The sequence below is a fragment of the Streptomyces sp. KLMMK genome (assembly GCF_036961605.1).
Classification (GTDB): domain Bacteria; phylum Actinomycetota; class Actinomycetes; order Streptomycetales; family Streptomycetaceae; genus Streptomyces; species Streptomyces telluris.
This window is the reverse complement of sequence record NZ_JBAMDC010000615.1, coordinates 1-2,532: the sequence shown is the minus strand read 5'-3', so window position 1 is coordinate 2,532 and position 2,532 is coordinate 1. Positions and strand designations below refer to the sequence as shown.

Below are 2,532 nucleotides of genomic sequence, written 5' to 3'. Positions count from 1 at the left end.
GTGCTCGCCGCGGCCGCCCACGAGGCCGTACGGGCCCGCCGCGAAGGGAAACCACCCGCACAGCCCGCCCTGTCGCCCCTCGCCTCCGTCCCGTACGGCCTGTTCGGCCTGGGCTGCGGCGTGCTGACGACCCTCGCCGCACTCGGCGACGTCCTGCGCCGCACCCCGGGCGCGACCACCGCCGGGGCCGCCGTCATCGCGCTCACCCTCAGCATGGGAGCCGCGGAATGGCTGCTCTACCGCTGCCGCGGCACGGCACTCGCGGCACTCGCCCGCTCCACCACCACCGCCGGCCTCAAGTCCGGCGCGGCCCGCGTGCTGGGCCTGTGCGTCGCCGCCTACCTCGCGGCGCTCGCCCTGCTCGGCCTGGCCACGGGCGCGCTGTGGCCGGACGGCCCGCCGGTCACCGCCGGACGGACCGCCTCCCTGCTCGCCCTGGGCGCCGTCCTGTGGACCGGGCTGCTCCTGCAGGCCTTCGGCGTCGCCTGGCTCCCGGCGCTGGTGTGCCTGGCCGCGGCCGGGGCCGAATCGGCCGCCGCCGTCCTGCGGATCTCCGCCCCCGTCACGGCCCAGCTCCTCATCTGTACGGCTGCGGCAGCCTGCCTGCTCGCCGCCGCCACCGCCCTGCTCAGCCGGATCACCACGCACCGCTGACGCACCGTTCGCTCCGTCCCCGCTCCACCGCGGCCGCAGCCGGCCGCCACCGCTCACGCAAAGGGAGACCGTCATGCCCGCATCCGCATCCGCCCCCGTAGCCGTCACCGGCGCGGAAGGATTCATCGGCTCGCACCTGGTGGAAGCGCTCGTCGCCGCCGGCCACCGCGTCCGCGCGATGGTGCAGTACAACTCCTTCTCCTCCTACGGATGGCTGGAGACCCTGCCCGGCGAGGTGATGGACAACGTCGAGGTCGTCCTCGGCGACGTGCGCGACCCCGGCTCGGTCCACGGCCTGGTGACCGGCACCGAGGCCGTCTACCACCTGGCCGCCCTCATCGCGATCCCCTACTCCTACCGCGCCCCGCACAGCTACGTGGAGACCAACGTCACCGGCACCCTCAACGTGCTGGAGGCCGTGCGCCACCTCGGCATCCCGCGCCTGGTCCACACCTCCACCAGCGAGACCTACGGCACCGCGCAGACCGTGCCCATCAGCGAGGACCACCCCATCAACACCCAGTCCCCGTACGCCGCCTCGAAGGCCGGCGGCGACCGCCTCGCGGACAGCTACCACGCCAGCTTCGACGTCCCCGTCGTCACGCTGCGCCCCTTCAACACCTTCGGCCCGCGCCAGTCCATGCGGGCCGTGATCCCCACCGTCATCGGTCAGGTCGCCGCCGGGGAACGCACCATCACCCTCGGCGACCTGCGCCCCACCCGTGACTTCAGCTACGTCAAGGACACCGTCGCCGCCTTCCTCGCCGTCGGCACCGCACCCGCCGCCGACGTCGTCGGACGCACCTTCAACTCCGGTACGGGCGAGGAGATCTCGGTCGGCGACCTCGTCTCCCTCATCGGCAAGATCATGGACGCCGAGCTGGAGGTCCGCGCCGACCAGGAGCGCATCCGGCCCGCCGCCTCGGAGGTCATGCGCCTGGTGTGCGACGCGGGCCGGCTGCGCGCCGCCACCGGCTGGGCCCCCGCCCACACCCTGGAGCAGGGGCTCGCCCAGACCGTCGCGTTCTTCCGCGACCCGCTGAACCTCGGCCGGTACAAGGCCGGCATCTACAACGTCTGACGCGACGGCACCGCCCCGACGTCACCCACGCAGAGAGGAACAGCACCCATGCATGTCGTCATTCTTGCCGGAGGCAAAGGCGTCCGGCTCCGCCCGTACACCACCGCCCTGCCCAAGCCCCTGGTGCCCATCGGCGAGGAGCACGCGATCCTGGAGATCGTGATGCGCCAGCTCGTCAGCGCGGGGTTCACCAGCTGCACGCTGGCCATCGGCCACCTCGGGCACATCATCCGCGCCTACGTCGGCGACGGCTCCCAGTGGGGCATACGCGTCGACTACGCCACCGAGGAGAGCCCCCTCGGCACCATGGGCCCCCTCCTCACCATGCTCGACCGGCTGCCCGAGAACTTCCTCGCCATGAACGGCGACATCCTCACCGACCTCGACTTCGGCGATGTGTACCGTGCCCACGTGGCCTCCGCGGCGCCGCTGACCATCGCGACCTACGCCCGCCAGGTGAGCATCGACTTCGGGGTGCTGACCACCGACTCCGGCAGGGTCGTCGGCTTCGCGGAGAAGCCCAGAATGGACTACCGGGTCTCCATGGGCGTCTACGGTGTCTCCCGCGCCGCCCTCGCCCGCTACACCCCGGGGCTGCCGCTGGGGTTCGACGAGCTGGTGCTGGACATGCTGAAGGCGGACACCCCGCCGCGCGCCTACGAGTTCGACGGCTACTGGCTCGACATCGGCCGGCCGGACGACTACGACCGCGCCAACCGGGAGTTCTCCCTGCACCGCGACATGCTGATCAAGGGAGCGTGAACGGCCGGCATGCGCATCATCGTCCTGGGCGGCAC

At 72.4% G+C, this 2,532-nt stretch carries 2 protein-coding genes and 1 pseudogene; all 3 read left to right on the top strand.

The window, feature by feature from the left end; all coding sequences use genetic code 11:
- Nucleotides 1-654: pseudogene (locus tag V7793_RS36320) on the top strand (hypothetical protein); the annotation flags it as partial.
- Nucleotides 655-727: 73 nt separating this feature from the next.
- Nucleotides 728-1,735: a GDP-mannose 4,6-dehydratase gene (locus V7793_RS36315; RefSeq protein WP_336013940.1), complete on the top strand. Its 1,008-nt coding sequence runs from the start codon at nucleotides 728-730 to the stop codon at nucleotides 1,733-1,735.
- A gap of 48 nt (nucleotides 1,736-1,783) precedes the next feature.
- Nucleotides 1,784-2,497: a nucleotidyltransferase family protein gene (locus V7793_RS36310; protein ID WP_336013939.1), complete on the top strand. Its 714-nt coding sequence runs from the start codon at nucleotides 1,784-1,786 to the stop codon at nucleotides 2,495-2,497.
- Nucleotides 2,498-2,532: the final 35 nt, after the last annotated feature.

What these genes read in the sequence shown, in the direction of transcription:
- V7793_RS36315 (WP_336013940.1), top strand. Translation starts at nt 728, where the DNA reads ATGCCCGCATCCGCATCCGCCCCCGTAGCCGTCACCGGCGCGGAAGGA.
- V7793_RS36310 (WP_336013939.1), top strand. Translation starts at nt 1,784, where the DNA reads ATGCATGTCGTCATTCTTGCCGGAGGCAAAGGCGTCCGGCTCCGCCCG.